We start from the raw sequence: 25,861 nt of genomic DNA, 5'->3' as shown, positions 1-25,861 counted from the left end.
TTCAGGCTCAGTTGTCGCCGAAGTCGTAGTTCATTTCAGGTACTGGTGCCTGCAGGTAGTAGCCCTGAATATAGTTCACGCCAGCCTGCCACAGGGTGGCGAGAACGCCGGCATTCTCCACCAGCGGGATGATGGTGAGTTTGCCGCTGGACTGCAGGCTCTTGACCATTTCCTTGACCTGTTCTTTGGCCTCGTCGCTCTTCTGGATTTCTTCCGTGAAGGAGCCATCGATCTTCACATAGTCCGTATCGATGTGTTTCAGGGTGTTGAACGGATTGAGGGCGCAGCCGAACTGGGAGATGGATACCTTGCAGTGAAGCTCGTGAACCGCCTTGGTGAAGTCTTTCGCCTGCTTCATGTAATTGTTGGCATCGCCTTCCCGGATCTGGAAGATCAGGGAATCGCCCGGCAGCCGTGCGGCTTTCAGGGCAACGCTCAGCCAGGGAGTGAAGGTTTTATCCTGCAGGGTTTCGGCCGTCACATTGAGGAACAGGCGGGTGTCGTGGCCCCGTGAGCGATGGCTGGACAGCTGTTTGATGGTCTGCAGAATAACCCAGCGGTCAATCTTGATCGCGGTGTCGCTCGGACCTGTTGGCGGCAGGAAGTCATAGGGTGAGACTTCCTCATCGTCCTTGTCGAGCATGCGCACGAAGGCCTCGTAATGTTCCTCGCCTTCGCCACGCAGGTTGATGATTGGCTGGAACAGCAGCCGGAAGCGGTTTTCTTCCAGAGCCTTCTGAATCGCCTCCACTGAATTGCTTTGATCCAGAGTTTCGAAGTCGGCAGGGTTGTAGACCACCACACCGTTGCCCTCGGCATGACCCTCTAGCTTGCGCACTTCCGCCGATGCCGTATGCGCCCTGGCCATGAGTTCCTCGGCCTTCGGCGAATTCTCGGTAATCGCGGCGACACCGATGCTCACGGTCAGCTGGACCGTGCGGCCATTGATATCAAACAGATGGTCCTCAACCGCCTTGCGGATGCGCTCGGCGTGTCCTGCCATGGTAGATTCATCGCAGGGCTGGCTCAGCAGACTGAAGGCATCGTCGCTCAATCGGGCCAGGGCAAGGTCGTCACCGGCCTGCTCCTTGAGCAGGTTTGCCAGATCTCCAAGCAGCAGGTCGGCGCCGGAAATGCCCACCTGGCCCTTCATGCTCATGAAGTTATCGAGGGCGATATAGGCGAGTGCACCGGTTTCATTCTTCTTGCCGGCGTTGGCAATTGCTTCAGCGAGTGCATCCATCAGGTACTGACGATTGTACAGCCCGGTCAGAAGGTCCTGGCTGCTGATCTGGCGCAGCTTTTCTTCCAGCTCTGCATCGCTGTGCTCTGGCTGCAGAACGATCTGCGTGCATTCCTCACCGTCGTAGGTAGCGGCCGAGACCGACATGGTCACGTTCAGTTCGTGGTCGTCGCTGCGTCGAGCCGTGCAATTCATGGTCATGCCGTCTTCGCCCTTTTCGGCAAACGACTTCATGAATTCCTTGTACTTCTCCTGGCTTTCCGGGGTGAGGGTGTCCAGCACCGGAACGCAGATGAGATCGTCGATGTCATCGTACCCGAGAAACTCCATGTACGACTGGTTGGCGTAGATGTGCATGCCATCATTGATGTAGGCAATCGCATCCTTGGAGCTTTCCAGCAGCAACTGGCACCGCTGTTCCGCTTCCCGCAGATGGGACTCCAGAACACGGCGCCGGCGACGTTCGTCTAGAGCTGCCAGCTCACGATTGACCTTCAGCACAATAAGATCGGTGTGCTCGAACGACACCGTATCCTGGGCGCCTGCCTTCATCATACCTACTGTGCGCTCCCGGCTTTCTTGTTCCGTCAGGAGAATGAACGGAATGTCCTTGTCCATCCGGCGGATCATGGCGAGGGCGTCGTCGGCCGAAAATTCCTGCTCCAGGTCGCGGGCCAGAAGCAGATCCCAGTTTCCGGCCTTGAGCGTTTCTTCCAGATCCTCTTCCGAGGTGATTCTGTGGGCTCGGGTAGCCTTGCCGGAATTGCGGAGCAGGCTGACCAGCGATTCGGCATCGTTTTGCGATGGATCCAGAATCAGCAGGTGTACGGTCGCGTTCTTTTTCTGCATTCGAAGGGCATCTCGTGATACACGGTTCATTCACTAACGCTGAATGATGCAGGGGTTGCCGATCAATAACAACCCTCTGCGGGCTTCCGGTGTCTCAGTTTGGAGACCTTATAGAGATGGCCAGAGCGAGTCGAATTCGTCCTCGCTGGCTCCGGAGGATGCAGGCGGTGCGCCAGCATTCAGCGTTGCCGCGTTCTGCAGCTTGAGCTCGAACTGGCTGATGCTGCCAGTGGAGGACACCTTGCGAGACAACTGACCCTGATCTTCCCGGCCATCATGGAGCAGGGAGATGCGGCTCCCCGACTGGAATGGCAGGCGAGGCGTGATCAGTGTGGCTGACTGGTTGACCACGCTGATTTCCGGTAACAGCAGGCCGCGCAGGTATTCACTGCTGTTGCCCACTTTCTGGATCAGGCGCACACCGCAGGGTGAAGCGCTCGGTGCGAGCAGCTCAATGCCCACCTGGGTGCCCTGGTTCTTGATCTGTCGAATCCAGCGCACCACCGCCACGCTCCAGGGATGTGAGCTTTGCTCACGAACGCCCAGAACCTCGCCGGCCTGCAATGACGGAGGCACATTGCTTTCCCAGGCAACGCAGTAGCCACCGGGGCTGGTGTTGATCAGGAAAGAGTGGTGTGACTTTGGCCGGTTCCGGTCGGTCGACGGGGCCTGGGAGTTGCCGTAGGAACCCTTGAAGTTGATCGGCGTGTCGCCGGCGTGAAGCCGTTCGTCGCTGGGACTGGCGTCGTGGGCGCCTGACCAGGCGTCCTGCTTCTGGCGCGACGATCTTACGAACAGGTTTTCTTCTTCATGATGGCCGTTGTCGTTGCCATTCACGAATTCCGTAAAGGTTTTCTCACCGGCAATGAAGTAGTGCGCGGCTGTGAGGCCCACGCAGACTTCAAGGGACCCCTGGCTCGCGATACGGTTGAAGTTCCGCTTCGCGAGAATGCCGAGGGCCTGGCTGAGGTGGGTGAGCAGGGTGTCGCTTACCTTTGCCGGCACCTGAAGTTCGTGATCGGTATCTTTGTGCTCGCGACGGGCATGGAGCGTCTCCGACAGCATCGCCGAGAGATCCCGGGTATCAAAGCCGAAGCTGTCGTCACCTGGTTTCTGTTCGAGAAGGCTGCGGTAAACCGGCGGGTTGTCCCGTTCCATGTTGATTACAAACAGGCTGTCGTCCTCAACATCCGGTCCGCACCGGGTATGGTCCGTCCAGGATTCGAAGAGTTCATAGACGTGCAGAAGCTCAGCCTGTCGCAGCTGATTCGGGCGCGCACAGCCCAGCAGGAGGATACGCTTGTAGCTGTCGGCGACCGAGCTGGTGCGGCGATGCTGAAGTGTGTCGTCCTCCACCTGTACTACTGAGAGCTTGTTGCGGTGTGCAAACCGGAATAGACGGTGGCACTCCAGCCAGCTCTGGGCGGGGCTCGGGCAGTAGAGCTGGTGCGATCTCAGAATAGTTGCCGACAGCTCGGAAATGGCCCGGTGTGCGGCTGTGGCAATCTGGCGCCGATTCTTGTCCAGTCCCCCGTTGTCGATAAACTCCAGAACGCACAGCTTGTAGCCGCCGGCCAGATGTAATTGGAGCGCCTGGGACAGATTGGCGATCTTCCTTTGTTTTTCGGGCAGCGCCACGGCAAGACCGAGGTAGTGGCGGGAGAGCTCATTACAGACAAAATGAATCTTTTCCCGAATCAATTCCAGGAACTGCATGCGCTGCTGGGGCGCCAGGAAAAGGTGATTCAGTTCGATAATGGCGTGGTAAAGCTGTCGTGACACCTCGCCGATATTGGCCATCGGCAATTGGTCTATCCAGACCCGGAACGCCTTGGGCGTCGTGTCACAGAACGACAGGCTGGCCGTTTTCTGTTCGGGAACGCGGAGATCAGGTTTCAGGGTCTTACCTTCCATGAATGCATGCCAATGTCTGGACCACAGGTGGTATTCCGGGGTTGGCCCTGCCTGGCTGGCGGTTACCGGTTGTCCGCCGGCCTGTCAGGAAAACGCCGTAAATACATGTTTTTATCGTTAACGGTACTGGACTTTAAAGTAGCAAACCAGTCGTAAAAAGCGAGAAGATCATGAGTTGACAATCTTTGACAAGTGAATTTGGGCCGTTTTTTGCGAAACCGGTCACGGTAACAGGTTGATCGGGGTCTTGCTTTCCTTGCCAGGCTCTTCTCTCACCAGCTTCGGCACCAGAAAACCGGGCAGGCGCGCCAGCAGCTCACGCACCAAATTTCGGGCCTCATCATCGGATACGTCGAAATGGTGAGCGCCTGTCACCGGATCAAATGCGTGCAGGTAATAGGGCAGGACGCCCGCATCAAACAGGGTCTCGCTCAACTCTTCAAGCACCGCCGTTCGATCATTTACACCCCTGAGGATCACGCTCTGGTTCAGGAGCGTTGCGCCTGCGGCCCGGAGGTATCCGAGCGCACGGCGAGTGGGGCCGTCGATCTCTGCCGGGTGGTTGATGTGCAGGACAATCACTACCTGGAGCGGAGTCGTCGACAGCCACTTCAGTAACTCGTCGCAAACCCTCTGGGGAATCACAACTGGCAAGCGGGTATGCAGGCGCAGCCGGCGAATGTGGGGTATGCCGCTGATAGCGCTTGCCCACTGACTGAGCAGGCGATCATTGACGGCCAGGGGATCGCCGCCGCTGAAGATGACTTCGTTGATTTCCGGGCTGGCGCCAAGGACATCAATTACCCGCTGCCGGTCGTGAGGGCTCAGGCGTTGCTCGTCGTAGGGAAAGTGCCTGCGGAAGCAGTACCGGCAGTTGATCGCGCACTGTCCGGTTACCATGAGCAGGGCCCGGCTGCGGTACTTGCGGATGAGCCCGGTGGTGGCGATGGCGCCGGATTCTTCGAGAGGATCGCTGACAAAACCGGGCGCGTGGCCGGCTTCGTCGGCCAGCGGAAGCACCTGTCTAAGCAAAGGGTCGGCCGGATTGCCCTTCTCCATCCGGTTGAGGAAGGGTTCAGGTACCCGGATCTGAAAAAGCCGGTGGCCTTGTTCTGCCCCTGCAAGCCACGGTTCCTCGGGCAACTCCAGGCGGCGGAGCAGCTCCTTCGGCGACGTAACAGCGCCCGACAGCAGTTGCTGCCAGCTGCGTTGTTCGTGGTCGGAAAGGTGGGCTTCTATACGGGCGGGGGTTCGCTGTATCATAACGCCCCTCGAATTCTAAACAGCATTTTGTCAGGTGGACATTTCATGGCTTCATATTCTACCAACGAATTTCGCGGCGGTCTTAAGGTTTTGCTGGATGGCGACCCCTGCATCATTCTCGAGAACGAGTTTGTAAAGCCCGGTAAGGGGCAGGCCTTCAACCGCGTCAAGCTGCGTAACCTCATGACCAACCGGGTCTGGGAGCGCACGTTCAAGTCCGGCGAAAGTCTGGAAGCCGCAGATGTCATTGATCAGGACATGGAATACCTCTATACCGACGGTGAATTCTGGCACTTCATGCTGACTGACGGCTCCTTCGAGCAGTACCCGGCCGATGCCAAGGCGGTTGGCGACGCGCTGAAGTGGCTGAAAGAGCAGGACGTTTATACGGTAACGCTTTACAACGGCTCGCCGCTGTCCGTAACGCCCCCCAACTTCGTTGAACTTGAGGTGGTTGATACCGATCCGGGCATGAAGGGTGACACCGCCCAGGGTGGTTCCAAGCCGGCAACTCTTTCTACCGGTGCGGTTGTCAACGTACCCCTCTTCATCACCATCGGAGAAGTCCTGAAGGTGGATACCCGCTCTGGCGAGTACGTGAGCCGGGTAAAGAGCAGTTGATCCGGTCATGACCCGCGAACCTGTCTGGCAGCCCTCTGCCTCGCAGGCTGCCCTGAAAAGCCGCGCACAACAACTGTCGTTTGTGCGCGGCTTTTTTGCGAAGCGAGGAGTGCTGGAAGTCGAAACCCCAGTGCTTGGGCGATGTGGCGTTACCGATGTCAATCTTGACGGCATCCCCGCGCAGGTTTCTGCCGGCACACGCACAGGCGGGTGGCTCCAGACGTCTCCCGAGTACCACATGAAGCGCTTGCTTGCGGCCGGCTGTGGATCCATTTTTCAGATCTCCAGGGTGTTCCGCAATGGCGAACAGGGGCGTCGTCACAACCCCGAATTCTCCATGCTCGAATGGTATCGGACAGGCTTTGACGATGTGACGCTCATGGCTGAGGTGTCGGACCTTGTCTGTGGCTGGCTGGGCTGCGAGCGGCCGGAAATCATTCAGTATCGCGATGCACTCAGGCGATGGGCGCACATTGACCCGTTCGCAGCGACGGACCGTGAACTGATGCGCCGCTGTGAGGAGTGGCTGGAACCAGAGCAATTGGCTGACCTTGGTCGGGATGGCTGCCTCGATCTGCTGATGAGTTTTGCCGTGGAGCCGAATCTGGGACGTCGCAGGCCCGTGTTTATAACGGGATATCCGGCCTCGCAGGCTTCACTGGCCAGAGTTTCGAAGTCTGACGGCTATGAGACCGCGCATCGTTTTGAGCTCTATGTTGATGGTCTGGAGCTTTGTAACGGTTACTGGGAATTGACCGATCCAGGAGAACAGAGGCTGCGCTTTGAGGCCGATAACGAGCTGCGCAGGCGATCTGGGAAGCCTGAAATGGGGCTGGATGAGGCTTTTCTCGCTGCGCTTGATCAGGGCTTGCCCGAGTGCTCCGGTGTCGCACTCGGGCTGGACAGGCTGCTGATGCTCAAGCTGGGAGTGCAGGACATCCGTGAGGTCTTGGCGTTTCCGTTCGAGCGGGCTTGAGCCTGCCGAACGTGATCACGCCAGGGCGCCGAACGCCTCGCCCATGCGAACGGTTTTGCCGGCCACCTGATCGCTGTTCCAACTGACGGAGCCTTTTGGCATAACCATAATCACAGTGGAGCCCAGGCGGAACCGGCCCATTTCTTCACCCTTATCGAAGCTGATGGCCTGCTCGCCTTCGTACCGTGTTGATGTGACCTGCCGACTGCCGGGCACAACAACGCCTGCCCAGCGGGTTTCCACGCTGCCGACAATCATGGCGCCAACCAGTACCAGGGCCATGGGGCCGGAAGCGGTGTCGAAGATGCAGACAACCCGCTCATTGCGGGCGAACAGATTCGGGACATTTTCGGCGGTTACCGGGTTGACCGAAAAAAGCTTGCCGGGAACATGGATCATCTGTCGAAGCGTGCCGGCCATCGGCATGTGGATCCGGTGATAGTCCTTGGGCGAGAGGTAGATTGTAGAAAATTCGCCATCGGCAAACGGGGCGGTGGTCGCCTCTTCGCCACCGAGCAGCTCGCTCAGGCTGAACGACTGGCCCTTTGCCTGGAAAACCCGGTCTCCGGTGACCTGGCCGAGCTGGCTGATGGCTCCGTCAACGGGGCTGACCAGGGTTTTTTCGCCGTCCGCCAGGGGGCGGATGCCAGGCTTCAGCTCCCGGGTGAAGAAATCGTTGAACGTGGCGTAGGCTTCAGGGTTAGGCTCGGCGGCTTCGCTCATGTCAACGCCATAGCGGCCGATAAACCATTTTATAACCCGGTTCTTGAGCGCAGGGGAGCGGTCATTGTCCGCCAGACGGCCGGCGAGGTTGGATACCCCCAGTTGCGGCGTGATGTACTGGCTAAGAACAAAAAGCTTGTCGAACATTAGATGTGATCCTTTGCGCTCAAAGGCGCGAAGTTTACCAAAGACTGCTACCTGTATAGAAATTGTTTCATGGCTTCGCGGTTATGACGCGGCCTTGCTATTATCGTGTCACCTTTTGCGTGACAGCTTCCGGCTCCGGCCGATAACCAATAAAATAAGGCGTGCGTAGATTCTATGTTACTGATCGTCGGTTCGATTATTGTTCTGGCCAGCGTACTGACTGGCTATGTTCTCCACGGCGGCAATCTGATGGTGCTCTGGCAGCCAACCGAAGTGTTAATCATTTTCGGGGCAGCTCTGGGCTCGTTCATCATTGCTAACCCCGTCCATACGCTCAAAGAGGTCTTTGGTAAGGGAGTCCAGTTACTGACAGGCTCACCCTACAAAAAGGCTTTCTACATGGATCTGTTGAGTCTGCTTTACGAGATCTTCGATAAATCCCGTAAACAAGGCGTCATGGCGATCGAGGAGGACATCGATAATCCCGAGGCAAGCCAGATTTTCAGTCGATACCCAGCTGTCATGAAGTCCAAGGAACTGCTTGCGTTCATCACGGACTATCTCCGCATCATCAGTTCCGGAAATATGGCGACCCACGAGCTGGAAGGCATGATGGAGAATGAGATCGACAGTCGTCAGCACGAGCTTGAGGAGCCTGCTCACGCGGTCAACAAAATTGCCGATGCGCTGCCGGGGCTTGGTATTGTCGCTGCGGTGCTGGGTATCGTAATTACCATGAACTTTCTCACTGAAGGCCCGGAAAAAATTGGTCTCAGTGTGGCTGCAGCACTGGTGGGTACTTTTCTGGGTATTTTCATGGGGTATGGTTTTGTGGGTCCTGCTTCTATCGCCATGGAGCACGCTGCGAAGTACGAATTGAAGGCTTACGAGTGCGTCAAATCAGCGATTGTGGCGACGGTTTCCGGGCAAGCGCCGCAAATGGCCATTGAGTTTGGCCGCAAGGCGTTGCCCACGGATAAGCGTCCTGGGTTCCAGGAGCTTAATGATCACGTTCGTTCCAAGTAATACCGCCCTCATCTGAACCCGGAGCCGATTCGTGGAAGAACAGCCGATCATCATCAAACGGAAAAAGGTTGTTGCAGGTGGCCATCACGGTGGCTCCTGGAAGGTCGCGTTTGCCGATTTCGCCACCGCCATGATGGCTTTCTTTCTGGTTCTCTGGTTAACCGCTACGGCATCGCCGGAGCAAAAAAAGCGGTTGAGGGTTACTTCCGGGATCCCGTTGGCTTCACCGAGGGTGGTTCTCCAAACCCTGTGGATCTTGAGGGCAGTGCCTCGGTCGTCAATGAGGCGAGTCCGGATATCGAATCGAGCCAGATCCAGATTGAAGACGAAGTGGTGGATGAGCTCTCTGAAACTCTTGAACAGCGACGTATGCAGGAGTTGTTTCAGGAGCTGAAGGAGCAAATCAAGCAGGATGAGACTTTGCAGGAGTTCAAGGATCAGTTGCTGATCGATATAACCGACGAGGGCCTGCGCATCCAGATCGTCGATCGCTCCGGCCGCCCCATGTTCGACAGCGGCCGGGCCGAGCTGAAGTACTACTCTCAGGATATTCTGTTTGAGCTTGCGAAAACTCTGGGTTCAGTGAACAACAAGCTCAGTATTACCGGGCACACCGACTCCACGCCATTTAGCGGCCGGCCGGGTTACACGAACTGGGAATTATCGGCAGACCGGGCAAATACCGCCCGAAGAGCGCTGGTTGCAGGGGGTGTTCGTCAGCAGCAGATTGCCCGCGTGGTTGGCCTGAGCGATTCCGTACTGTTCGACAAGGAAGATCCGAACGCGCCGGTGAATCGACGCATCTCCATTATCGTTCTGAACAAGAAGACCGTCGATAATATTCAGAGCACTGCCGGCCAGTCAGATGAGCCCCTGATTGATCTGACCCAGCCGACCGAGGCGGAGCGGGAGGCGGCCCGTGAGCGTCTGGAAAGCGGGGAATGGTTGCAGGAAAAAGAAGAGCCGGCCCCTGGCGAGCTCAACTGGTAAGGCCGTTCGGGTCCGTCAGTCCAGCTTCAGCCCGCGGGCCTGCTGCTCCGTCATATCCTGAAGAATCCGGTGGAAGCTTTTCAGCCGCTCCGGGCTGATTTTCCCTTCCTCTGCAGCTCTGTCGATGGCGCAACCGGGGTCACCCATGTGCCGGCAGTTGCGGAACTTGCAGGTGCCGATCACCTCCCGAATTTCCCGAAAGCCATACTCGATCTCCTGCGCTGTCATATGCCAGAGCCCGAACTCACGGATCCCCGGCGAGTCAATCAGATCGCCTCCGAGCGGCAGGTGGAACAGTTTAGCCGTGGTTGTCGTGTGAATCCCCTTGCCGGTGCTCTCCGACACAGCCCCCACGCGAATGGCCTCATCGGGCATCAGGGTCTGGATTATGGATGACTTGCCCACCCCGGATTGCCCCACAAACACACTGGTCTGATCCTTCACCAGTGCCTCAACCTCTGGCGAAGGTTTATCACCGGACTCAGCCGCAGACGTTCGAACCACCTCATAGCCCAGAGCCTCATACCGGCCCAGAAGCGCGTCGATGTACTCCCGGTTGCTGTCGGTGATCAGATCGGTCTTGTTCAACAGAATCACTGCCGGAATGTCTGTGATCTCGGATGCAACCAGATACCGGTCAATCAGGTTATCGTGAGGTTCCGGCTCCGGCGCAATCACAAGAATAATATGATCAATGTTTGCGGCCACCGGCTTCAGGGCACCAAAATTATCCGGCCGCTGCAGCAGATTGCGGCGCTCACTGCGGGCAACGATAACCCCCGTCTCATTCTTACCCGGCCGCCAGACAACCTTGTCGCCAGTTACCAGGCTATCGATATTGGCCCGAACAAAGCAGCGAACCACATCGCCTTCCTGGTCGCCTTCAAGCGCTTCGACATCCAGCTGTTGCCCATAGTGAGCGATGACCAACCCTTCCTGCTCTGGCCCGAGCTCGCCGGCGTCGGCCTGCTCCTGAACCTTCTTCTCCTTGCGCGCCGCCCGGGCCGCACGCTCTTCCTGGACTTTCTTGATACGGAATTGTTGCTGTTTGTTCAGTCGCCGTTTTGCCATTTATGTCCCGGATAACCAGATGAAAGTTTCGCCTTTGATGTGCCATCATACTGCAATCGTAGCTACTCGGCTTGGGCAATGCCGAGACGTCGAGGGTATATCACCTGATTTCGCAGTGGGGCTGGGTCCGGCTTTCCGGAAATGTCGGCGGCCATGGATGGCCGACGCCAAGCGCACATGGATGTGCTCGTAGCGGTTTCCGGAAAGCCGGACCCAGCACCACTACCACCGCACTCAGAAGGCTGGTAACAAAATGGCAGAAAGCAATCGCCTCGTATGGATCGATCTGGAAATGACAGGCCTGGATCCGGAAAAAGAACGGATCATCGAAATGGCCACAATCATCACCGATTCGGAACTCAATATTGTCGCGGAAGGACCGGTTATTGCCGTCCATCAGCCACAATCCTTTCTGGACTCTATGGACGAATGGTGCACCCGTACCCATGGTGAAAGCGGACTGACCAAACGCGTTCAGGAAAGCGATATCTCCGAGTCTCAAGCCGAACAGCAGACCATCGAATTCCTGAAAAAACACGTAGAGAAAGGCCAGTCACCCCTGTGCGGCAACAGCATTGGCCAGGATCGCCGGTTCCTCGTCAAATACATGCCCGAGCTGGAGGGCTTCTTCCATTACCGGAATCTCGACGTATCCACAGTGAAAGAACTTGCTCGCCGCTGGCGCCCGGATGTCCTCGCCGGCGTAAAAAAGAAAGGTAGCCACCTTGCACTCGACGACATCCGGGACTCCATCAACGAACTGCGTCATTACCGGGAACAATTCTTCAAGCTATAGGCCATGCCGCTTCAGGGCCCACTGGACGTGCTCGCGGACCATCTCGGAAGGGTGGTCCGCGCGCTTTTTCAGGGCCTCAATTACCGGAATGGTTGACGGCGCATTGCCCAGCCCGACCGCCAGGTTGCGGAGCCAGCCCTCGTAGCCTGTTCGCCGAATCGCAGAGCCCTCGGTGCGTTTAAGGAACTGCTCCTCGGTCCAGAGAAAAAGCTCTGCCAGGGAACTGTTGTCCAGCCCGTGCCTCGGTTGAAAGTCCTTTTCGCTGGTCGGTTTGCTGAACTTCTGCCATGGACACACCAGCTGGCAGTCATCGCAACCGAAAACCCGGTTGCCCATAAGCGGTCGCAGCTCCTCTGGGATACTCCCTTTCAGCTCGATGGTGAGATAGCTGATGCAACGTCGGGCATCAAGCTTGTGCGAGCCAACAAAGGCGTCCGTCGGGCAAAGGTCGAGGCAGGCCGAACAGCTGCCGCAATGATCCGTTTCAAAGGGTTCATCAATGGGCAGGGGGGCGCTGGTGAAGATTTCCCCGAGGAAAAAGAACGAGCCGGCCTTCGGGTGAATCAGCATATTGTTCTTGCCGATCCAGCCGAGACCCGCTCTCTGCGCCAGTGCGCGTTCCAGCACCGGAGCGCTGTCTACAAAAGCCCGGTAATCGTATCCGCTAACGGCCTCATCAATCTTGGCTGCCAGCTGTGCAAGACGCTTGCGGATCAGTTTGTGGTAATCCCGACCCAGCGCATAACGGGTGACATAAGCACTCTCACGGTTAGTAAGCGCTTCTTTCGGACTGTCTGGTGAGGGCAAATAGTCCATTCTCACGGATATAACCCGCGTGGTGCCCGGCACCAGAGAGGCAGGCGTATAGCGCTTGTCACCGTGGTGGGCCATGTAATCCATTTCGCCCTGGTAACCTGCCGCAAGCCAGTCCTTCAGATGGTCGGCGTGCTCGCCCGTGTCCGCGTTGGTAATGCCCACATCGGCAAACCCGAATTCAGCTGCCCACTGGCGGATGAGCGACGGCAGATCCGCAAGTTCCGGGTGTGTCGTGGTACAGGTTGCTGTGGTGCTCATAGTGACTGCCGATGCTGGAATTCGGTGCTGAACCCGTGTACGGATATTTAATCTGATTAAGTTATGACCTTTTCTACTGTTTTGCTATGCTTTACAGGTATCTGGCCAATTTTCTTAAACCGGTTTCTGTAACGGGAGCAAAGGTTCATGCCGCCGTCCGCTGGGCACAGTCTACCAGACGCACTGTTTTCCGCCGATGCGGTGAGGCAGATCGATCGCTATGTGATTGATCAGCAAGGTGTTGATGGTTTTGAACTGATGCAGTCCGCCGCCCACGCCGTTTTTCGCTGCCTGGTACGGCATTGGCCAAACTGCGGCTCGGTGCTGGTCCTGTGCGGTGCGGGTAACAACGGTGGTGACGGTTACCTGGTCGCGGCAAGTGCGAAAAGGCACGGTCTGGACGTCAGCTGTGTCGCGGTTGCGCCAACCGGCAAATTGTCCGGCGACGCCCGTAAAGCCTGGCAAAAGGCCCTGGCGGACGGTGTCGATGTTCTTGACCTCGAGGCTCTCGGCGAGTCATCGCTGGGTGATCTGTTTGCCAGCGCGGGCCTGATTGTTGATGCTATGCTCGGTACTGGCGTGTCCGGTGCCCCCCGGGAACCCTTTGCGACTCTGATAAGCCGGTGTAACAGCGCTTCAGCGCCTGTCCTTGCGGTGGATCTGCCCTCCGGGCTTAATGCGACCACGGGAGCGGCCGAGGGGGATGTGGTTAATGCGGCCAGGACAGTGACCTTTATCGGGCTCAAGGCTGGCTTGTTCACGGGGCAAGGTGCAGCAGCGTGCGGCGAGGTGGTTTTCGAATCTCTGGATACAGACGAGGGTATCGCCGATAGCGGCCAGAAGCCTATCGCCCGCCGTCGTGACTGGGGTTCTGTGATGCCCTGGCTACCACCCCGGCCTGCCAACGCTCACAAGGGAAGATTCGGGCATGTGCTGGTGGTTGCGGGTGATCGCGGATTCGGCGGGGCAGGTCTGCTGGCGGCAGAGGCTGCGGCGCGATCGGGTGCCGGGCTCGTGTCGTTGGCAACCCGCCCCGAGCATGTGACAGCGGCCCTGGCAAGATGTCCATCCGTCATGGTTCATGGACTGATTCATGGCTCGGAGTTGCCGACGTTGCTTGATGCTGCCTCGGTTGTCGTGTGTGGCCCGGGTATCGGGCGAAGCGCCTGGGGCCAGCAGATGCTCGAGCAGGTGGTTGCCAGCGGCAAGCCGAGGGTGCTGGATGCGGATGCGCTGAACCTTTTGTCTGGTCGGGTAGCCATCCCGGCAGATAATCACATCCTGACTCCTCATCCGGGCGAGGCGGCCAGGTTGCTGAATTGCCTGGTACCCGAGGTTGAGGCAGACAGGATGGCCGCCGCCAGAATGCTGCAGGCGCTTTACGGCGGCACGGTGCTTTTGAAAGGCGCCGGCACCGTTGTCGCGTCTGAGGACGGCGGCCTGGATATCATCAGTGGCAGCAATCCCGGAATGGCGACTGGCGGAATGGGAGATGTGCTCTCAGGTATTGTTGCGGCTGTTCTGGCTCAGATTGGCGACGGACAGAAAGCGGCCGTGCTGGGCGCATCCGTGCACCTTGCTGCGGCTGACCGTGCTGCGAGAACCACGGGGTTTATCGGGCTGATACCGACCGATGTCATCGATGCGCTGCCGTCGGTGTTTCGGGAATCTGAAAGGAGTCCGGGGGCTGAATCGTTATGAGCATAATGGGTAACGAGCGTCGGGTTTTTCTGGAGAACGAGGCCGAAACCGAGCATCTCGGTCGGGAGCTGGCCAGGACCGTCGTGGAGTCTGGCCATGGCCTGGTTGTTTATCTGGATGGTGAGCTTGGCATGGGTAAAACCACCATCAGTCGGGGCGTCATGCGCGGATTGGGTCATGAGGGGGCCGTAAAGAGCCCGACCTATACCCTGGTAGAGCCCTACGAGACTCTGAATCCACCGACATACCATTTTGATCTTTATCGCCTGGGCGACGCCGAAGAACTGGAATACATGGGCATCCGCGATTATTTTTCCGCCGAAAACCTGTGCCTGATCGAGTGGCCCGAGAGAGGCAAGGGCATATTGCCCGAGCCGGACCTGGAGGTTCATCTCGAAACCCGGGGAGAGGGGCGCTCTGTAGTCCTCAGGGCCCGCTCAGAGCTGGGCGCCGGGGTGCTGAACGAACTGGAGTTGATTGGTCCGGCGTCATAGTGAGCTCGGAACCGGGAATAAACTGGCAGGTAAGCTTTATGAATTGTGCAAAGCTGAGTAAACAACTGGTTTGGCCGATTGCGCTATTGCTTGTGACATTGGCGTTTCACGGTTCGGCGGCGACACAGGTCGAGAGTGCCCGTATCTGGCCCGCGCCCGATCATACCCGGCTGGTGCTGGACACTGGCGGGCAGGTGGAGCACAACATTTTCTCCCTGAGCGGCCCGGCGCGGCTGGTGATCGATCTCAAGAATGCCAACCTGAAGACCGATTTTTCCGGTCTGGACCTTTCCGGCAGTCCGATCAAGAGAATCCGCAGTGCCCCCAGAAACGGCACCGATTTGCGCGTCGTTCTGGATCTCAAGGCTGACATCAAACCGCGGAGTTTTCAGCTCGAGCCGAATCAGCAGTACGGCCACAGACTGGTGGTCGACCTGATTGATGAAAGCGGTAGCCGGCTGGAAAAGGCGACAACGCCCACCGTGACCCAGGATTCATCCGGGAAGCGGGACGTTATTGTGGTCATTGATGCCGGGCACGGCGGGGAAGATCCGGGTGCTATTGGTCCGCGGGGAACCCGTGAAAAGGACGTGGTTCTGAAAATGGCGAAAACCCTGGCCAACCTCATCAATGATCGGCCGGGTTATACCGCCAAGCTGACCAGAACCGGGGACTACTACATTGGCCTTCGCAATCGCACGATTCTGGCCAGGAAATACAGCGCTGACCTGTTCGTCTCGGTCCATGCCGACGCCTTCCGTACACCACAACCCAAAGGTGCCTCGGTCTTCGCCCTTTCCCAACGCGGCGCCACCAGTGAAACTGCCCGTTGGCTGGCCAATAGTGAGAACCGGTCGGATCTGATCGGCGGTGCCGGCGGGCTGTCCCTTGATGGCCGTGACGACATGCTTGCCGGTGTTCTGCTGGACCTCTCCATGACGGCCAGTATCAACGCCAGTCTGGGGGTTGGCAGTTCGGTCCTGGGCAAATTGGGCGGCGTGGCGAAGTTGCACAAGCCTGGCGTGGAGCAGGCCGCTTTTGCGGTTCTGAAATCACCGGATATTCCCTCCATCCTCGTGGAAGCGGGCTTCATATCGAATCCCCAGGAAGAGAAAAACCTGGCCACTGAGTGGTATCGCAACAAGCTGGCCGGCGCCATCATGAAAGGCATTGATGACTACTTCCAGAAAACGCCGCCGCCTGGAACCCTGCTGGCGTGGCAAAAACAGAATCGCCAGGGTGAAAACAGCATCAGTCACTACCGGATACAGCGTGGAGACACGCTATCCGGCGTGGCCCGGAAAAATCAGACGACCGTCAGTGAGCTGATGCAGTTTAACGACCTTCGGGACGACCGTGTTATGGTAGGGCAAACCATTCGTATTCCCGCGTCCTGATCAAGAGGTTTTTCTGTAACATGCCCCCCATTCGATTGCTGTCACCACGGCTCGCGAACCAGATTGCCGCGGGTGAGGTGGTTGAGCGCCCCGCGTCTGTCGTCAAAGAACTGGTTGAAAATGCCCTGGATGCCGGCGCCAACCGCGTCGATGTTGAGGTGGAGCAGGGCGGCGTCAAGCTGATTCGAGTTCGGGATGACGGCAGTGGTATTGAGGAAGACGATCTTCCCCTGGCGCTAAGCCGCCATGCGACCAGCAAGATTGCCAGTCTGGACGATCTGGAAGCCGTGGCGTCCCTGGGTTTCCGGGGAGAAGCGCTTGCCAGTATCAGCTCTGTCTCTCGTCTTACCCTGACCTCAAGGACCGAGTCGCAGGAAGCGGCCTCTCGGGTCGAGGTCGAGGGCCGGGAAATGGACGCGAGAATTTCGCCGGCAGCGCACCCTGTCGGAACGACCGTTGAAGTGCGCGACCTGTTTTTTAACACCCCGGCTCGCCGCAAATTCCTGCGTACTGAAAAGACAGAATTCAATCACGTCGAAGAATGTGTGCGGCGCCAAGCGCTGAGCCGTTTCGATGCCGGCTTCACGTTGCGCCATAACCAGCGTGTCGTTCAAAGCCTCAGGCCAGCGGAATCGGCCCTCGATCGCGAGCGTCGGATTGGATCCCTGTGCGGCCAGCAGTTTATCGATAACGCGGTGGTTATTGATGCGGAGGCCACCGGGCTGCGCCTGTGGGGTTGGGTCGCTCTTCCCACATTTTCGCGCAGCCAGGCCGATCTTCAGTATTTCTTCGTCAACGGCCGCGTTATTCGTGACCGCCTGGTAGCTCATGCCGTGCGCCAGGCCTATCGGGATGTGCTCTACAATAACCGGCACCCGGCGTTTGTATTGTATCTGGAAGTCGACCCCGCCACCGTCGATGTAAACGTCCACCCGACCAAGCACGAGGTCCGGTTCCGGGATGGTCGGCTGGTTCACGATTTCATCTTCAGAACCCTGCACAAGGCGCTGGCCGATGTCCGGCCGGACGATCATTTCCGCGGCGCGGTGGCGCAGTCCTTTGGTCGCGAAGCAGTCACCCAGGGTCAGGAAGCCGTTCCGGCCACCGGTGCCTCTGCAGAGGCGGGCTGGAACGGCCAGCCATCGGTATCCAGCTATGGTTACCCCGGCGGCTCAGGCGCTGGCTTTGGCGGACAGTCGCAGCCCCAACAGGAGTGGCGCGCCAGCGATCAGATGGCGTTTTATCAGTCCCTGAATGCCGGTGGCGGGAGCGACGGACAGCAGGCCATGCCCGTAAGCGATCGCGCCGCCACGCCAATGCCAACACCGCCTGCAGACAGTGACCAGGAGCCGCCGCTCGGATATGCCATCGCCCAGCTGCACGGGATCTATATTCTTGCCCAGGGTCGTGCGGGGCTCATTGTTGTGGACATGCACGCGGCCCACGAGCGCATTACCTATGAGCGAATGAAGCGGGCGCTTGCCGAGCAGGACCTTAAAAGCCAGCCGTTGCTGGTGCCGCTGTCGCTGGCGGTCAGCCAAAAGAAGCCGCCCTGACCGAGAGTCACGGTGAAGAACTGCAGAAGCTGGGTCTCCAGATTGAGCGGATTGGTCCGGAAACCCTCGCCGTGCGGCAGGTGCCCGCGCTTCTGCGGGGTGCTGACACAGAACAGCTGGTGCGTGACGTTCTGGCGGATCTCATTGAGCACGGTCAGAGTGATCGCGTCGAGGCGGTGACGCATGAGCTGCTCGGCACCATGGCATGCCATGGTTCGGTGCGTGCCAACCGGCAGTTGACCATTCCCGAGATGAATTCGCTGCTCAGGGACATGGAGGCGACCGAGCGCAGTGGCCAGTGCAACCATGGCCGGCCGACATGGACCCTGGTGACCATGTCTGAGCTGGACAAGCTGTTTCTCCGGGGGCGCTGAGGTGCCACTGCCTCCTGCCATCTTTCTGATGGGGCCCACGGCTTCCGGAAAGACCGACCTGGCCATGGCGCTCTGCGACCACCTGCCTTGCGACATCATCAGCGTAGATTCCGCAATGATCTATCGGGGTATGGATATCGGAACGGCCAAACCCACGGCCGCAGAGCTCGCGCGGGCGCCCCACAGGCTGATTGATATCTGCGATCCGGCGGAAACATACTCCGCTGCGGATTTCCGTCGGGACGCGCTGACCGCCATGGCCGAAATAACGGCCGCAGGCAGGATCCCGCTTCTAGTCGGCGGCACCATGATGTATTTCAAAGCGTTGCTGCATGGAATGTCCGGTCTGCCATCCGCCAGCCCCGACGTACGACGGGCGCTGGAGCAGGAGGCAGAGGAGCGGGGTTGGGAGGCTTTGCATGAAGAGCTGCGGGCCAGTGATCCGGTGGCAGCCGAGCGGATCCATCCGAACAACCGGCAGCGTCTGATGCGGGCCCTGGAGGTATTGCGCCTTACCGGCAAGCCGATTTCGGAGTTCTGGCGAGCCGATCAGGGTGCCTGTGAGCAAACGACGGCAGTGGCGCAGGTCGGCGACATTGAGGATTACACCTATTTCACTCGCTGGCAGGCAGACGAAACATCTTTGCTTCCGTATACTGTAATTCAACTTGCCATGACGCCGCCTGAGCGGCGGGTGCTTCATGAGCGGATTCGCCTGCGGTTTCTGAAAATGCTGGAGTCGGGGTTCGTTGATGAAGTTCGGGCTCTGATGATCCGGGACGACCTGCACCCTGATCTCCCTTCCATGCGTTGTGTCGGATATCGCCAGGCCTGGAGCTATTTGTCCGGGGAAGACGACTACGAGACATTTGTCAGCAAGGGAGTGGCAGCAACACGCCAACTGGCGAAGCGGCAGTTGACCTGGTTGCGCAAGTGGTCAGATGTGGACTGGCTGGACAGCGGCGACAAACATATCGCTGAGGTAGCCTTGAAAAAATCCGACTTCGCACCACATTTAATTTTGACAAATGACGATCTGCATTTACTAAAAACAGGAGAAAACACATGTCAAAAGGGCATTCGTTACAAGACCCTTACCTCAATGCATTGCGCAAGGAACGCATTCCGGTTTCCATCTTTCTGGTCAACGGTATCAAGCTTCAGGGCCAGATTGAGTCTTTCGACCAGTTCGTGATTTTGCTGAAAAATACTGTCAGCCAGATGGTCTACAAGCACGCTATTTCCACTGTGGTTCCTGCCCGAAATGTCCGCATTCCGCAGCAGGCTCCGGGAGGAGAGGGCGAGTCTGAAGACTGATCCATCCGTTTCCCGATCTTGCCACCCGCGTTCCAGAGGATCCCGACAAGGGGTCTTGTGGCCGCGGGTGTTTGTTTTTATGACCCTCATCATGGGTTTACCCCGGAGTTGATGCCAATTGTTTGAACGTCCTGATGTCGGTGAGCGCGCGGTCCTCGTCCACATCGATTTTACTGCCCACGATGGTACCGAAGACCCCGGTGAGTTCCGGGAACTGGTCACCTCTGCCGGTGTCGAGCCTGTCTCAACCGTTACCGGGTCCCGCAAGCAGCCCAGCCCCAGATTTTTCGTTGGTGAGGGCAAGCTGGAAGAAATTCGTGATGCAGTAGCGGCGAACGAAGCGGATGTGGTGTTGTTCAACCATGCCCTGAGCCCACGCCAGGAGCGCAACATTGAGCACGAGCTCAAGTGCCGTGTGCTGGACCGCACCGGTGTGATTCTTGATATCTTCGCTCAGCGGGCACGGACTCACGAAGGTAAGCTTCAGGTAGAGTTGGCGCAGCTCGAGCATATGTCCACGCGACTGGTTCGGGGCTGGACCCACCTTGAGCGACAGAAAGGTGGTATCGGGCTGCGCGGGCCTGGTGAAACCCAGCTGGAAACCGACCGCCGGCTCTTGCGGGAGCGCATCAAGTCTATCCACAAGCGTCTGGAAAAGGTTCGTCGCCAGCGCAACCAGGGCCGCAGGGCCCGACAGCGGGCTGACATTCCCACCGTATCGCTGGTTGGATATACCAACGCCGGTAAATCCACTTTATTCAACCGTATTACCACTTCCTCCGTATATGCTGCAGACCAGCTGTTCGCCACGCTGGATCCGACGTTGCGGCGGCTGGAACTTCCGGATGTCGGGCCGGTCGTAATGGCCGACACCGTGGGCTTCATCCGGCATCTGCCGCACAAGCTGGTTGAGGCGTTCCGGGCGACGCTTGAGGAAACAACACAGGCGACGCTGCTGCTTCACATCATCGACAGCCATGACCCGCGCCGCGAGGAGAACATTGAGCAGGTTGAGGAAGTGCTTGCGGAGATCGGGGCGGACGACATTCCCATGCTGCAGGTGTTCAACAAGATTGATCTGCTTGAAAATTTCACGCCTCGGGTTGAGCGCAACGAAGAGGGTATCCCGGTGAGAGCGTGGGTTTCCGCGGTTACTGGCGAAGGCCTGGACGGCTTGTTCGATGCGATCGTGGAGCGTGTGGCCGAAGACGTCGTTCACCACTTTGTCCTGCTGGGTCCCGCGGATGGCAAACTGCGTGCACTTTTGCATGAGGCAGGATCGGTGATCAGCGAGGAATACCGGGATACCGGCGACACGGTGGTTGAGGTGCGTCTGCAGAACCGGGATTGGCATCAGCTGTTGAGCCGCGCCGGTGTGAATGAAAAGTCAGTCAGGCTGGACGTGGGTCACGCCTGAAACCGCAGCGGCTATTGCCGGGGCGGAGATAAATCCCTAGTATTTGCAGCCATTCTATTTATAAGTCAGTAACGGAGAGCACTATGGCCTGGAACGAACCGGGTGGAAACCGTAACGACAATGACCCCTGGGGTACCGGTGGTGGTCGACGCGGCAATGATCAGGGGCCGCCAGACCTCGATGAGGCGCTGAAAAAAGGTCTCGACAAGCTCAACAAGATGCTGGGCGGCAAGGGTGGCAAGTCCGGCGGCAGCGGTGGCAGTAGCGGCGGCAGCGCCGGTGGTTTTGGTGCGATTCTCGCACTGGCAGCCATACTGGTGGTCGGCTATGTCATCTTCCAGTCCTTCTATACCGTGGACGAACAGGAGCGGGCGGTGGTTCTCCGTTTCGGTGAATACCACCAGACCGAGAATCCTGGCCTGAGATTCAAGGTGCCGCTGATCGATAGCGTCACCAAGGTCCGCGTGACTAACGTGCGTACCGCTGAGTCCAGTGGCCAGATGCTGACCCAGGACGAAAACCTGGTAACGGTTGACCTCCAGGTGCAGTACCGCGTTGGCGACGCAGAAGCCTACGTGCTGAATGTGCGTGACTCCAACCAGGCACTGGCCTTTGCAACGGATAGTGCGATCCGTCACGAGGTCGGTAGCTCGACACTCGACGACGTACTGACCGAAGGTCGTGCAGAACTGGCCGTGCGGGTCGAGCAAAGGCTCCAGATGTTCCTGCGGGAATACGGCACCGGCCTGGAATTGGTGCGGGTTAACGTTGAAAGCACCCAGCCACCACCAGCGGTCCAGGATGCCTTCCGTGAAGTCCAGAGGGCCCGTGAGGACGAGCAGCGGGTGAAGGAAGAAGCTGAAACCTACCGCAACCGGATCGTTCCGGAGGCTCGTGGTGAGGCCCAGCGCATGATCGAAGAAGCCAACGCCTACAAGGAAGAGGTGATCGAGCGGGCACGTGGTGAGACCTCGCGTTTCCTTGAGCTTCTGGCCGTCTATCAGATGTCTCCGACAGTCACTCGCGAACGTTTGTACCTACAGACGGTCGAAGAAGTCCTTGCTAACAGCAGCAAGATCCTGGTTGACACGGAGAGCAGTGGCAACATGATGTACCTGCCGCTTGATCGACTGACCCGGGGCTCGCTGCCCCATACCGGTGGATCATCCTCCGGCAACAACCAGGGCAACGTGGACATCCAGACCCTGACTGATCAGGTTCTTCAGGAACTGCGAAGCAGGCAGGATACTACCGTTCGGAGGAGCAGATAATTATGGGACCTAAAGGTGTAGTGGGCCTTGCAGGCGCCCTGATCGTTGTCCTGCTGGTACTGTCCAGTGTGTACATCATTCCGGAAACCCATCGGGGTGTTCTGCTCCGGTTCGGTGAGCTGGTAGAGACCGATATCCAGGCCGGTATCCATTTCAAGGTTCCGGTTATCGACCAGGTTCGTGAATTCGACATCCGGGTTCTCACCATGGATCTGCCCTCACGGCAGTATCTGACCGTGGAGAAGAAACCGCTGGATGTGGATTCGTATATTGCCTGGAAGATCCGTGATGTGGACCAGTTTTATCGGGCGACCGGCGGTGACGAGTTCCGCGCTCAGTCTCTGTTGTCCTCCCGTGTTGATAACGGCCTGCGGGACGAGTTTGGTATCCGGACCATGGTCGAAGTGGTCTCGGGCCAGCGGGATGAGCTGATGCACACTCTGCGGGATCGCGTAAACCAGACCGCCCAGAATGAATTCGGGATCGAGGTCCTGGACATTCGTGTCAAGGCTATCGAATTCCCGGGTCAGGTGAGCGAAAACGTCTACCGTCGGATGGCGACCGAGCGTGAGAAACTGGCTCAGGAATTCCGTTCGCGGGGTAGGGAGTTGGCCGAAGGTATTCGGGCCGATGCGGATCGTCAGAGAACCGTTATTTTGGCTGAAGCCTTTGCCCAGTCAGAAGAAACCCGGGGTGAAGGTGACGGTCAAGCGGCCAGAATTTACGCCGATGCCTACGGCTCCGACGCGGAATTCTACAGCTTCTACCGAAGCCTGCAGGCTTACCGCAATACCTTCATGAGCAAGGATGACATCATGGTGATTGATTCCAACAGCGCGTTCATGAAGTTCCTGAACGATCCGCAGGGTGCCCGTTAACCCTGCACGTTGAGACCAAAAACCGGAATACCTCTGTATTCCGGTTTTTTTGTGCCCGGCAACCGTGTAAAATTCTGCCGGTTTTGTGTCGGGCTTTTGCCGAGTGCCGCCTTAAATCCTGTGTGATCCCCCAGCCGACTGTGCCGGAGCGGATATAACGGACAACGGAATCTCATGACAGTATCTGATCGCTGGTTACTGCCAGACGGGGTAGAGGACATTCTTCCCCCACTGGCCGGACGGATCGAATCCCTGCGTCGGGATGTAATGGATACCTGCCAGCGCTGGGGCTACCAGCTGGTAATCCCACCGCTCATTGAATATCTCGAATCCCTGTTTACCGGAACCGGAAACGATCTGGAGCTTCAGACTTTCAAGCTCACCGATCAGTTGACCGGGCGGATGATGGGTGTTCGCGCCGATATGACGCCTCAGGCGGCGCGCATTGATGCTCATACCCTGGGCCAGGAAGGGATCACCCGTCTTTGCTATGCCGGGCACGTACTCCACACCCGCCCAAGGCACATGCTGACAGGTCGAACACCGATTCAGGCCGGCTGCGAACTGTTTGGCAGTGGCTCCGAAGCAGCGGATATGGAAGTGATCAGCCTGATGCTGGAAACCCTCAGGGTTGCCGGCTTGCCCCGTATCCATCTGGATCTGGCTCACGTTGCCATCTATGAGAGTCTGATCGGCGAGGCGGACTTTGATCGGGATACGGAGAGCGCCATTTTTGATGCCATGGCCCGTAAATCGGTGCCGGAGCTTGATCAACTGCTCGGTCATTGCCCTCCAGGCTCTGCGGGTGCTCGTTTGCGTGAGCTTGCCCGGGTCAGTGGTGGCCCGGAAGCCTTGAACGAGGCCCGTCGGATCCTGCAGGGTGCCTCTGACAGCCTGGACGCGGCACTCGACCAGCTTGGGCGTGTGTCTGACATGCTGGGAAGAGATTACCCGGATATCAGCTTCGGATTCGATTTCTGTGAGCTTCGTGGCTACAACTACCACACGGGCCTGGTGTTCGCAGCCTACGTGCCGGGCCACGGCGATTCCGTGGCCAAGGGTGGCCGTTATGATGCCATCGGAAGTGACTTTGGCCGCGCCCGCCCGGCAACGGGATTCAGTCTTGATATTCGCTCGCTCGTCTCTCTTGGCGAGCGCGTGACTCGCAGTGCCGGCGCTGTCTGGGCGCCGGCGGATGACGACCCCGCCCTGGAAGGCGTGATCTCCGGTCTGAGAATGACGGAAACCGTTGTTCGTGCCCTTCCCGAAGACGAGGGCGTTAACCCTGCCGCCAGAGGCTGTGACCGTGAGCTGGTCAAACAGGGTGGCCAATGGGTTGTGCAGAAGCTGGGCTGATGCCCCCGGGGCCTCGGTGAATTCATTTACAGGTAAATTTGCGAAACGCCTGTCCTGCGGGGCAGCCGCATTGAGAGAGAATCATGGGTAAAAATGTTGTTGTGCTGGGCACCCAGTGGGGTGATGAAGGCAAGGGTAAGATTGTTGACCTGCTGACCGACAAGGTTGCAGCGGTTGTCCGCTTCCAGGGCGGGCACAATGCCGGTCATACCCTGGTAATTGACAGCAAGAAAACAGCGCTTCACCTGATTCCTTCCGGCATTCTGCGGCAACACGTCTATTGCCTCATCGGCAACGGTGTTGTCCTGTCGCCCGAGGCTCTGCTGAAAGAAGTGCGCGAGCTGGAAGCCAATGATGTGGCGGTTCGCGATCGCCTGCGTATCAGCCTGGCGTGCCCGATCATTTTGCGTACTCATGTTCGAATTGATCAGGCCCGTGAAAGGGCTCGTGGCGTCGACAAGATCGGCACAACCGGTCGCGGTATTGGCCCGGCCTATGAAGACAAGGTTTCCCGTCGTGGCCTGCGCCTGGGCGATCTGTGCAATCCCGCCGACTTCGAAATGAAGCTCCGGGAGATCATGTCGTACCACAACTTCATCCTGACCGAGTACTTCAAGGAAGAGGCTGAGGACATTGATGCCGCACTGGAAGAGCTGAAGCAGATGGGCGAGGAAATTTTGCCCATGGCGGCAGACGTGACTGACATGCTGCATGATTTCCGTAAGCGTGGAGAGAATATCCTGTTCGAGGGTGCCCAGGGCTCGCTTCTGGATATCGATCTTGGCACCTATCCGTACGTGACTTCTTCCAACACCACCGCTGGCGGCACGGCCACCGGTTCCGGCTTCGGCCCGTTGTTCCTCGACTATGTGCTGGGGATCACCAAGGCGTATACCACCCGTGTAGGCTCCGGACCGTTCCCGACCGAACTGTTCGACGATATGGGCAACCACCTTGCAGTGAAGGGCAACGAAGTCGGCACTACAACTGGGCGCGCCCGCCGTTGTGGCTGGTTCGATGCGGTGGCTCTGCGCCACGCTATCCAGATCAACAGTGTGTCCGGTATCTGTCTGACCAAGCTGGATGTGCTGGACGGACTGGAAACCGTGAAGGTGTGTGTAGGCTACAAGACGCCTAACGGCGAGATTTTCCGGCCGCCCATCGGCTGCGACAGCTACAAGGACATCGAGCCGGTTTATGAGGAACTGCCCGGCTGGAGCGAAAGCACCGTTGGCCTGACCAGCGTTGATCAGTTGCCGGAGAACGCCAAGGCCTACATCCGTTTCCTGGAAGAGCAGATCGAGGCGCCGATCGATGTGATATCCACTGGTCCGGATCGTATCGAGACGATTACATTGCGTCACCCGTTCGGCGAGTAATCGCCAGCGTTAAAAAAACCGCCCTGCC

At 58.2% G+C, this 25,861-nt stretch carries 21 protein-coding genes and 2 pseudogenes; 17 read left to right on the top strand and 6 right to left on the bottom strand.

Annotated features, from left to right (window positions below):
- Positions 1 to 7 precede the first annotated feature (7 nt).
- The 3 genes from HP15_RS12535 to epmB form a co-directional block, all read right to left on the bottom strand.
- The gene (locus tag HP15_RS12535; RefSeq protein ID WP_014577809.1) at positions 8 to 2,092 is read right to left on the bottom strand and encodes an EAL domain-containing response regulator; all 2,085 of its coding nucleotides are present in this window, start codon (positions 2,090 to 2,092) and stop codon (positions 8 to 10) included.
- Positions 2,093 to 2,200: 108 nt separating this feature from the next.
- Positions 2,201 to 4,006: a hypothetical protein gene (locus HP15_RS12530; protein WP_014577808.1), complete on the bottom strand. Its 1,806-nt coding sequence runs from the start codon at positions 4,004 to 4,006 to the stop codon at positions 2,201 to 2,203.
- 222 nt (positions 4,007 to 4,228) lie between these two features.
- Positions 4,229 to 5,269 carry an EF-P beta-lysylation protein EpmB gene (epmB, locus tag HP15_RS12525; RefSeq protein WP_014577806.1) on the bottom strand — a complete coding sequence of 347 codons (1,041 nt, stop codon included), beginning with the start codon at positions 5,267 to 5,269 and terminating at the stop codon, positions 4,229 to 4,231.
- Between the two features lie 45 nt (positions 5,270 to 5,314).
- Here epmB and efp point away from each other — a divergent pair, with 45 nt between their 5' ends.
- Positions 5,315 to 5,890, top strand: coding sequence for an elongation factor P (gene efp / locus HP15_RS12520; protein ID WP_041645387.1), 576 nt, complete (start codon positions 5,315 to 5,317; stop codon positions 5,888 to 5,890).
- 7 nt (positions 5,891 to 5,897) lie between these two features.
- Entirely contained in the window at positions 5,898 to 6,866 is a 969-nt protein-coding gene (epmA, locus tag HP15_RS12515) for an EF-P lysine aminoacylase EpmA (RefSeq protein WP_014577804.1), read from the top strand.
- 15 nt (positions 6,867 to 6,881) lie between these two features.
- On the opposite strand, the gene asd is transcribed toward epmA, so the two are convergent.
- Positions 6,882 to 7,736 carry an archaetidylserine decarboxylase gene (asd, locus tag HP15_RS12510; RefSeq protein WP_014577803.1) on the bottom strand — a complete coding sequence of 285 codons (855 nt, stop codon included), beginning with the start codon at positions 7,734 to 7,736 and terminating at the stop codon, positions 6,882 to 6,884.
- A 174-nt stretch (positions 7,737 to 7,910) separates the two neighbouring features.
- Here asd and motA point away from each other — a divergent pair, with 174 nt between their 5' ends.
- From motA to HP15_RS12500, 3 genes are read left to right on the top strand one after another with little or no spacing between them, the layout of a single operon-like run.
- A complete protein-coding gene (gene motA / locus HP15_RS12505; protein ID WP_008174118.1) occupies positions 7,911 to 8,762 on the top strand; it encodes a flagellar motor stator protein MotA in 852 nt (283 codons plus the stop codon).
- A 31-nt stretch (positions 8,763 to 8,793) separates the two neighbouring features.
- Positions 8,794 to 9,156, top strand: coding sequence for a flagellar motor protein MotB (locus HP15_RS23070; RefSeq protein WP_406564830.1), 363 nt, complete (start codon positions 8,794 to 8,796; stop codon positions 9,154 to 9,156).
- Positions 9,060 to 9,752 carry an OmpA family protein gene (locus HP15_RS12500; protein ID WP_406564832.1) on the top strand — a complete coding sequence of 231 codons (693 nt, stop codon included), beginning with the start codon at positions 9,060 to 9,062 and terminating at the stop codon, positions 9,750 to 9,752. The genes HP15_RS23070 and HP15_RS12500 overlap by 97 nt, the downstream gene beginning before the upstream one ends.
- Before the next feature lie 15 nt (positions 9,753 to 9,767).
- Here HP15_RS12500 and rsgA read toward each other — a convergent pair whose 3' ends face one another.
- Positions 9,768 to 10,823, bottom strand: coding sequence for a small ribosomal subunit biogenesis GTPase RsgA (gene rsgA / locus HP15_RS12495; protein ID WP_014577800.1), 1,056 nt, complete (start codon positions 10,821 to 10,823; stop codon positions 9,768 to 9,770).
- A gap of 253 nt (positions 10,824 to 11,076) precedes the next feature.
- On the opposite strand from rsgA, the gene orn reads away from it, so the two are divergent.
- On the top strand, positions 11,077 to 11,619 hold the full coding sequence (orn, locus tag HP15_RS12490; RefSeq protein ID WP_014577799.1) for an oligoribonuclease: 543 nt from the start codon (positions 11,077 to 11,079) through the stop codon (positions 11,617 to 11,619).
- Here the strand turns inward: orn and queG are convergent.
- A complete protein-coding gene (gene queG, locus HP15_RS12485; RefSeq protein WP_014577798.1) occupies positions 11,614 to 12,693 on the bottom strand; it encodes a tRNA epoxyqueuosine(34) reductase QueG in 1,080 nt (359 codons plus the stop codon). The two genes, orn and queG, sit on opposite strands and share 6 nt — an antisense overlap.
- Before the next feature lie 147 nt (positions 12,694 to 12,840).
- On the opposite strand from queG, the gene HP15_RS12480 reads away from it, so the two are divergent.
- From HP15_RS12480 to HP15_RS12435, 11 genes and pseudogenes are all read left to right on the top strand, one after another.
- A complete protein-coding gene (locus HP15_RS12480; RefSeq protein ID WP_041645385.1) occupies positions 12,841 to 14,394 on the top strand; it encodes a bifunctional ADP-dependent NAD(P)H-hydrate dehydratase/NAD(P)H-hydrate epimerase in 1,554 nt (517 codons plus the stop codon).
- Positions 14,391 to 14,888 (top strand): tRNA (adenosine(37)-N6)-threonylcarbamoyltransferase complex ATPase subunit type 1 TsaE, encoded by a 498-nt coding sequence (gene tsaE, locus HP15_RS12475; RefSeq protein WP_041645383.1) that lies wholly within the window; start codon positions 14,391 to 14,393, stop codon positions 14,886 to 14,888. The genes HP15_RS12480 and tsaE overlap by 4 nt, the downstream gene beginning before the upstream one ends.
- A gap of 38 nt (positions 14,889 to 14,926) precedes the next feature.
- Complete coding sequence (locus tag HP15_RS12470; protein WP_014577795.1) at positions 14,927 to 16,285, top strand: N-acetylmuramoyl-L-alanine amidase; 1,359 nt, start codon at positions 14,927 to 14,929, stop codon at positions 16,283 to 16,285.
- 20 nt (positions 16,286 to 16,305) lie between these two features.
- A pseudogene (mutL, locus tag HP15_RS12465) lies at positions 16,306 to 18,215 on the top strand (DNA mismatch repair endonuclease MutL).
- A 28-nt stretch (positions 18,216 to 18,243) separates the two neighbouring features.
- A pseudogene (gene miaA, locus HP15_RS12460) lies at positions 18,244 to 19,247 on the top strand (tRNA (adenosine(37)-N6)-dimethylallyltransferase MiaA).
- Between the two features lie 33 nt (positions 19,248 to 19,280).
- Complete coding sequence (gene hfq / locus HP15_RS21705; protein WP_008170056.1) at positions 19,281 to 19,532, top strand: RNA chaperone Hfq; 252 nt, start codon at positions 19,281 to 19,283, stop codon at positions 19,530 to 19,532.
- Positions 19,533 to 19,650: 118 nt separating this feature from the next.
- Entirely contained in the window at positions 19,651 to 20,949 is a 1,299-nt protein-coding gene (gene hflX / locus HP15_RS12455; RefSeq protein WP_008170060.1) for a ribosome rescue GTPase HflX, read from the top strand.
- Positions 20,950 to 21,032: 83 nt separating this feature from the next.
- On the top strand, positions 21,033 to 22,220 hold the full coding sequence (gene hflK / locus HP15_RS12450; protein ID WP_014577791.1) for an FtsH protease activity modulator HflK: 1,188 nt from the start codon (positions 21,033 to 21,035) through the stop codon (positions 22,218 to 22,220).
- 2 nt (positions 22,221 to 22,222) lie between these two features.
- Positions 22,223 to 23,098, top strand: coding sequence for a protease modulator HflC (gene hflC, locus HP15_RS12445; protein WP_008170064.1), 876 nt, complete (start codon positions 22,223 to 22,225; stop codon positions 23,096 to 23,098).
- Between the two features lie 174 nt (positions 23,099 to 23,272).
- Positions 23,273 to 24,454 carry an ATP phosphoribosyltransferase regulatory subunit gene (locus tag HP15_RS12440; RefSeq protein ID WP_014577789.1) on the top strand — a complete coding sequence of 394 codons (1,182 nt, stop codon included), beginning with the start codon at positions 23,273 to 23,275 and terminating at the stop codon, positions 24,452 to 24,454.
- An 83-nt stretch (positions 24,455 to 24,537) separates the two neighbouring features.
- Positions 24,538 to 25,833: an adenylosuccinate synthase gene (locus HP15_RS12435; RefSeq protein ID WP_014577788.1), complete on the top strand. Its 1,296-nt coding sequence runs from the start codon at positions 24,538 to 24,540 to the stop codon at positions 25,831 to 25,833.
- The last annotated feature ends 28 nt before the right edge of the window (positions 25,834 to 25,861 follow it).

This window comes from Marinobacter adhaerens HP15, from assembly GCF_000166295.1.
Taxonomy (GTDB): Bacteria; Pseudomonadota; Gammaproteobacteria; order Pseudomonadales; family Oleiphilaceae; genus Marinobacter; species Marinobacter adhaerens.
This window is presented reverse-complemented; position numbering and strand designations above follow the sequence as displayed.

Bases quoted from the DNA above. Each gene is read 5' to 3' on its own strand.
- asd (WP_014577803.1), bottom strand. From the start codon at position 7,736: ATGTTCGACAAGCTTTTTGTTCTTAGCCAGTACATCACGCCGCAACTG.
- hflC (WP_008170064.1), top strand. From the start codon at position 22,223: ATGGGACCTAAAGGTGTAGTGGGCCTTGCAGGCGCCCTGATCGTTGTC.
- epmA (WP_014577804.1), top strand. From the start codon at position 5,898: ATGACCCGCGAACCTGTCTGGCAGCCCTCTGCCTCGCAGGCTGCCCTG.
- HP15_RS12535 (WP_014577809.1), bottom strand. From the start codon at position 2,092: ATGCAGAAAAAGAACGCGACCGTACACCTGCTGATTCTGGATCCATCG.
- HP15_RS12440 (WP_014577789.1), top strand. From the start codon at position 23,273: ATGACAGTATCTGATCGCTGGTTACTGCCAGACGGGGTAGAGGACATT.
- orn (WP_014577799.1), top strand. From the start codon at position 11,077: ATGGCAGAAAGCAATCGCCTCGTATGGATCGATCTGGAAATGACAGGC.
- efp (WP_041645387.1), top strand. From the start codon at position 5,315: ATGGCTTCATATTCTACCAACGAATTTCGCGGCGGTCTTAAGGTTTTG.
- epmB (WP_014577806.1), bottom strand. From the start codon at position 5,269: ATGATACAGCGAACCCCCGCCCGTATAGAAGCCCACCTTTCCGACCAC.
- HP15_RS12530 (WP_014577808.1), bottom strand. From the start codon at position 4,006: ATGGAAGGTAAGACCCTGAAACCTGATCTCCGCGTTCCCGAACAGAAA.
- HP15_RS12470 (WP_014577795.1), top strand. From the start codon at position 14,927: ATGAATTGTGCAAAGCTGAGTAAACAACTGGTTTGGCCGATTGCGCTA.
- hflK (WP_014577791.1), top strand. From the start codon at position 21,033: ATGGCCTGGAACGAACCGGGTGGAAACCGTAACGACAATGACCCCTGG.
- queG (WP_014577798.1), bottom strand. From the start codon at position 12,693: ATGAGCACCACAGCAACCTGTACCACGACACACCCGGAACTTGCGGAT.
- rsgA (WP_014577800.1), bottom strand. From the start codon at position 10,823: ATGGCAAAACGGCGACTGAACAAACAGCAACAATTCCGTATCAAGAAA.
- HP15_RS12480 (WP_041645385.1), top strand. From the start codon at position 12,841: ATGCCGCCGTCCGCTGGGCACAGTCTACCAGACGCACTGTTTTCCGCC.
- tsaE (WP_041645383.1), top strand. From the start codon at position 14,391: ATGAGCATAATGGGTAACGAGCGTCGGGTTTTTCTGGAGAACGAGGCC.
- HP15_RS12435 (WP_014577788.1), top strand. From the start codon at position 24,538: ATGGGTAAAAATGTTGTTGTGCTGGGCACCCAGTGGGGTGATGAAGGC.
- motA (WP_008174118.1), top strand. From the start codon at position 7,911: ATGTTACTGATCGTCGGTTCGATTATTGTTCTGGCCAGCGTACTGACT.
- hfq (WP_008170056.1), top strand. From the start codon at position 19,281: ATGTCAAAAGGGCATTCGTTACAAGACCCTTACCTCAATGCATTGCGC.